The sequence below is a fragment of the Sulfitobacter sp. HI0040 genome (assembly GCF_001634885.1).
Lineage (GTDB): Bacteria > Pseudomonadota > Alphaproteobacteria > Rhodobacterales > Rhodobacteraceae > Sulfitobacter.
The window spans coordinates 1-5,409 of sequence record NZ_LWEX01000244.1 but is presented as its reverse complement, the minus strand read 5'-3'; the positions used below and the strand labels follow the sequence as shown (position 1 = coordinate 5,409).

The 5,409-nt window shown below is 62.8% G+C and carries 5 protein-coding genes; 3 read left to right on the top strand and 2 right to left on the bottom strand.

Features of this window, described 5'->3' with window-relative positions; translation table 11 throughout:
* Positions 1 to 506, top strand: a 506-nt coding sequence (locus A3728_RS13015) for an MOFRL family protein (protein ID WP_330220278.1), incomplete at its 5' end; no start/stop codon positions are given.
* 47 nt (positions 507 to 553) lie between these two features.
* Here the strand turns inward: A3728_RS13015 and A3728_RS13010 are convergent.
* Positions 554 to 1,414, bottom strand: coding sequence for an N-acyl homoserine lactonase family protein (locus A3728_RS13010; protein WP_067924444.1), 861 nt, complete (start codon positions 1,412 to 1,414; stop codon positions 554 to 556).
* A gap of 105 nt (positions 1,415 to 1,519) precedes the next feature.
* Positions 1,520 to 2,200 carry a hypothetical protein gene (locus A3728_RS13005; RefSeq protein ID WP_067924442.1) on the bottom strand — a complete coding sequence of 227 codons (681 nt, stop codon included), beginning with the start codon at positions 2,198 to 2,200 and terminating at the stop codon, positions 1,520 to 1,522.
* Positions 2,201 to 2,724: 524 nt separating this feature from the next.
* Between A3728_RS13005 and A3728_RS13000 the strand changes: the two genes are divergently transcribed.
* On the top strand, positions 2,725 to 4,020 hold the full coding sequence (locus A3728_RS13000) for an AAA family ATPase (RefSeq protein WP_067924435.1): 1,296 nt from the start codon (positions 2,725 to 2,727) through the stop codon (positions 4,018 to 4,020).
* Between the two features lie 3 nt (positions 4,021 to 4,023).
* Positions 4,024 to 5,148, top strand: coding sequence for a ParB/RepB/Spo0J family partition protein (locus A3728_RS12995; RefSeq protein WP_067924432.1), 1,125 nt, complete (start codon positions 4,024 to 4,026; stop codon positions 5,146 to 5,148).
* Positions 5,149 to 5,409: the final 261 nt, after the last annotated feature.

Here is a 5,409-nt window from a genome sequence, read left to right as displayed (position 1 = left end):
TCGCCTCGGCGGACCAATCCCTGCGCGCAGCGGCAGAACTGGCCCGAGCACGTGGAATAGAGACGATGATCCTGTCCGACGCGCTCGAAGGTGAATCCCGCGATCTGGGCCGCACGATCGGGCGGATGGCCCGTTATGCCGGGGCCCGGGACCGGTCCGCGCCCCTGCTGTGGCTTTCGGGCGGTGAAACCACGGTAACCCTGCGCGGCAGCGGCAAAGGCGGCCCCAACACCGAGTTTCTGCTCGCCCTCGCCGCGGAAATCGACGGCAGGCGCAACATCACCGCACTCTCCGCCGATACCGATGGCATCGACGGGAGCGAGGATAACGCTGGCGCCTTCGCCGATGGCGGCACGGCAGAAAGGCTCCGTGCACAGGGGCTGACCCCCGATGCGCTTCTGGCGCAAAACGACGCCTTCACCGGCTTCGCCGCGCTTGGCGATCTCTTTTCGCCGGGGCCCACCGGCACCAACGTCAACGACTTCCGCGCGGTCCTTATCCGCTGACCGCGCGAAAGCCGCTTTTGCCCCGTATCAGGGACGAACCGCCGGTCCTACTTCGCGGCCTCGGGAAAGGCGGGCAGCTTATCCACGTGGCGCGGATCGTGCTGGATGATCAGCATCGCGCCTGTGTTTTCCGCCAGCCGGGTCAGCCGGTCAATCGAGGCGAGCGTTTCCGCCCGGTCGTAGTTGAACGTCGGCACGCCCACATTCGCGATCTGCTCCTCGAAATGCACCACGTCGCCCGACAGGATCACCGGCCCTGTTTCCGGCAGTTTGACCATCAGCGCGGTTTCGCCGGGGGTATGGCCGGGCATCGTCAGCATGGTGACCGTACCGTCGCCAAAGATATCCTTGTCGCCGGTGGTCTGTTCGACCTCACCATCGCCTGACAGCCAATGCGCCAGCGGTTCCGGGTCTGCAAAGCCCTGGGCAAAGGGCGGCAGGGGCTCCATCTTCAGCGTCTCGAAATCCTGTTTGCCGATGAACAGTTTCGCATTCTCGAAACTGGGGGCCTGACCAGTGTGATCAAAGTGATAATGGCTGATCCCCAGCAGATCGATGTCCGCTGGTTCCAGGTCGAGCTGGGCCAGTTGTTCCGGCAAATCCGCTTTGAGCGTAGGGGAAATCGGGGCCGCCGGATCCTGTTCCGCCCCCTTCAGCCCGGCAGGCAGCCCGGCATCCCAAAGCAGGTATTCCTCGCCGTGCTGGATGAGGTAACAACTCCCCACAAGGCTTTTGCTTTCGTCGGCATAGGCATTGGTATCGGAAAACAAATTCAGGAAATTGACGTCGATATTCCCGCAGTCGAGCCGCCAGAGCTTGACCTGCGCGCCCTCGGAATCTTGCGCCGCGAGTGGCGCGGCAGACAGACCGAAAGCGGCGATAAGGGGAATGAACTTGTGATGTCGCATGGGACCTCCAACTGGTATGTGTGCCTGTCAGGATGGGGTGCGGCCCGGTACTGTCAAATCAGCAGGGGTCCAATCCGTGCAGTCTCACGCTATTGTGCGCGCAGCTCACACCCGGATCGTCACTTCGCTGATGGAGGCATCGACCGTGCGGCAAGCGGCTAGGATGCGCGTCAGCAGATGGGTCTGCACATATGCCCCGTGAAACCGGCTCGGCGCGCGCAGGGTCAGCCGCCCCCCTGCCCTGTCCGACCGTTCCAGCGCATGCAGCCAACTGCCGTAAAGGCCGGGGTCTTCGGTATGCAATAGAGTCTGTGCAAGGCTCCATTCACACTCATCGTCGAGACTCGGGGGCGGGACGCTTCCCTTGATCGGAAGTGGTATCACGGTGCCTTGCTCCGGCGCGCCCTGCATCCTGAGGTCGAAGTCCGGGCCCACATGCGTCCACTCCCCGCGCGTCGCCTCCAGCACTTGCGACAGGTCGATGCGGTATTCGGTCACCCGCCCCCGCGTGCCCTGCCGCTTGACGACGAGCCACCCCAGCGCCCGCAGCTTCGCCATTTCCCGCTTCACGGTACGCTCATCCACGGACCAGAGCCGCGCGATCTCTCGCTGGCCCACGGCAAGTTCATTGCGCGCCCAGTTGTATCGCGCGGTGATCAGGGTGATGAACCGCAGGCCGAGCCGCATCTGCGTCTTTCCCCCGGCCAGCGCATGGGCCCCGAGCGCCGTCAGCACGTCATATTTCTGCGAAGCCGACGTGGCCTTCGCGTTCTGCTGAGAAAGCATTATACTGTCCTGCATCGGGTACGCACCTGCTTGCGCGCACCAGTCTCAATGAAACGGTCTCTTGTCGGACCTGCGGGAAGCGGCCTCGTTCGACAACGCCGTTTCCTCTTCTTCCCTGATTTGCGTCCTGAAGCACGATTCTGTCAAGGAAAGAATTGAGACGCCCCTCTTTCCAACCCTATTTCGAATTAGAAATCGGTATTGCAGGTATTGGGGGTCATCCAGCATGTCCCCCATTTCGCCAGTTTTGTCCCCTGTTTCCGGGTATGGGGTCGAAAACCGCCCCCCTTCGCGACCCTGTTCCTACAGGGCGCTGCGCGCGGACGGGGAATCACTCGGCGCGCCTGTTCCCCTTATAAAACAAACGAAGCGCGGAATTTCAGTTTCACAATATTTACTCTTTTCAAAGGAAGCAAATCAGGCGTAAATCCGAAAACGTTATCATTTAGCGTTTTGTCACCCGGTTCACAGGGGTTCCCCGCGGGGAACCTGCCCACTCCAGGCCCAATCCAGAGGGAGCCCGCATGTTCACCCACGCCGATCTGGCCAAACTCCAAACCCAGTCGCTGAAGATGCAGGGATTCATCCGCCAGCAGACCTTTTCACCCGAGATGGAAAAGACGCTGCGGCGGTTCAGCTCTTGGGAAGTCGCCGAACTGATCCTGAAGATCAATCCCTCCACCCTGCGCGGGCGCCTCGCGGCGGATCCGTCGCTGCCGCAGGGACTGGTGGAGGAGGACGGCCGCCAGCGGTGGTATACCCTCGAAGAGATCAACGAGCTGCGGCGGCGTCTGCGGATCAAGAACCAGCCGCTCATGCCACCCCGCCCCGAGGGCAAGCGCGCGATCCGCGCGGCCATCGCCAACTTCAAGGGCGGGGCCGGTAAATCCACCGTGGCGCTGCATTTCGCCCATGCCGCCGCGCTGGACGGTTACCGCGTTCTCTGCGTCGATTTCGACCCGCAGGCCACGCTCAGTCACTCCATGGGTCTCAGCGACGTGCCGGAGGAATACACTGTCTGGGGCATCATGGCGCGCGATCTCATTCGCGAAACCGAACGGATGAACGCCACCTCCGCCGGCGCGGAAAGCGGCACCGCCCTGCCCCAGCGCAAGCTGCCGCCCTCCGTCACGGGCATGGGTCTGAACGGCCTGCGCATCACCGATTTCATCAAGCCGACCTGCTGGCCCACGATCGATCTCATCCCCTCCTGTGCCAACGCGGCTTTCGTCGAATTCGCCTCCGCCCAGTACCGGCACATGAACCCGGAATGGTCCTTCTTCGCCGCGATCCAGAGGTACCTCGACGCGATCCCGCCGGATGCCTTCGACCTCGTGATTTTCGATTGCCCGCCCGCCATCGGCTACCAGTCAATGAACGCGGTTTTCGCGGCGGATGTGCTCTATATCCCGTCCGGGCCCGGCTATTGGGAATATGACAGCACCACCAGCTTCATCGGCCAGCTTTCCGAAGCGCTGGAGGATCTGGGCCGGTTCAGCGGGCGCCTGCCGGATGGGGCCTCTGCCGACAAGGTATTCGCCGACATTCGCTTCCTGCTCACCCGGTTCGAGCCGAGCAACGACCTGCACCGTGCGATGCAGAAGGCATTCGGTCAGGTTTTCAAGTCACATGTTGCAGACCACCCGATCGAAATGACACGCGCGGTGGAGCAGTCGGGCCGCTTCCTCTCTTCGATCTACGAGATGGATTACCGGCAAATGACCCGCGAAACCTGGCGACGTGCGCGCGTGTCGTTCGACAGAGCCTATGATGAATTCCGTGCGACCCTAACCGGCGCGTGGAGCAAGCTGGAGGATTGATGAATGGTCAAGAAGCGTAGCGTGTTCGATATCGATTTCGTCCCTGATGAGGACGAAGAGGCCCCCGCCGCCCCACAGGGGTTGGAGACGAAGTCTTTCTACAATGTCCAGGGCCACCCCCTGCAGAACATGGGGCCCATTCCCGACACCCCGCGCCGGGGCCCGATGGCCAGCGCCATTCACGAAACGGCTGAGGCGAACCAGTCTCGCGCGCAGGCCGAAGCGGCGATCCGGGCGGAGAATGACATGCTCGCGCATGAGCATGTGCGGCTGAAGAAACTCGGGTTGATCACCGATCTGATCGACACGGGCGCCATCGCGATGAAGAAACTGACCCGCGACAGGGCAGGGGGCGCGGACCCGGATCTGGGCGAACTCAAGGCCTCGATCCAGTCCATCGGCCTGTCCAACCCGATTCGCGTCGAGCAGACGGATGATGGTTACGAATTGATCCAGGGCTTCCGCCGCCTCACCGCCTTTCGCGAGTTGGCACAGGAAACCGGCGACAAGCGGTTCGAGCGTATCCCCGCGACGCTGGTTCCCCGCGGGGAACCGCTCGTCGGCCTGTACCGCAAGATGGTGGATGAGAACCTCGTCCGCAAAGACATCAGCTTCGGAGAGATGGCGACCCTCGCCCTTTCCTATGCCCGCGATTCCGGGGTGGATACCGATGCCGCCGTGCGGGAGCTCTATGCCTCCGCGCTGAAGCAGAAGCGCAGCTACATTCGCCAGTTTGTCCGTCTGCTGGATATGCTGGACGGAAGCCTCAACCACCCGGAGGCGATACCCCGCGCGCTGGGGTTGGAGCTTGCCAAGGTGCTGGAGGGCGCGCCTGAACGGGTTGCCGAACTGCGCAAGACGCTCGCAAGATTCCCCGCGGGGAACCCGGAGGAAGAGGTGAAGGTCCTGCGCGCGGCAGTGGCGGCCAAGCCCGCGAAGCCGCAGCGTTCGGTGCCGAAGGCTACGGCGAAAACCTCCATGCGGCTGTCGCGCCCCGAAGGCGAGGCGCGGGTGCTCGCCTCCGACGGGCGGATCGAACTGCGCCTGCCGCGTGACTTCTCTGCCGTGTCGCGTGCGCGGCTTCAGACGGGTATCGAAGCCCTGTTGAAAGCCCTCGACGAGGAGTGAGGGCAGGGGGTTCCCCGCGGGGAACCCCAACCCGGCCCCCGATGTGCACAGATGCGCTCTCAAGGCCGGTCGATCGGGAAAACGGATTGTTTATCAATCGCTTACCCAAAAGTCCTCTGATTTTCCGTTAAAATGCGCAGGTCGACATCGTGGCGACCGGTTGCAGCGACCAGATTGCCGCAAAAAGCCCGACCCAGCCGCTGATCAGGCTCACCCGATAGACGAAGGGGGAGGGGGAGGCGAAGCGGGAACTACGCAGTG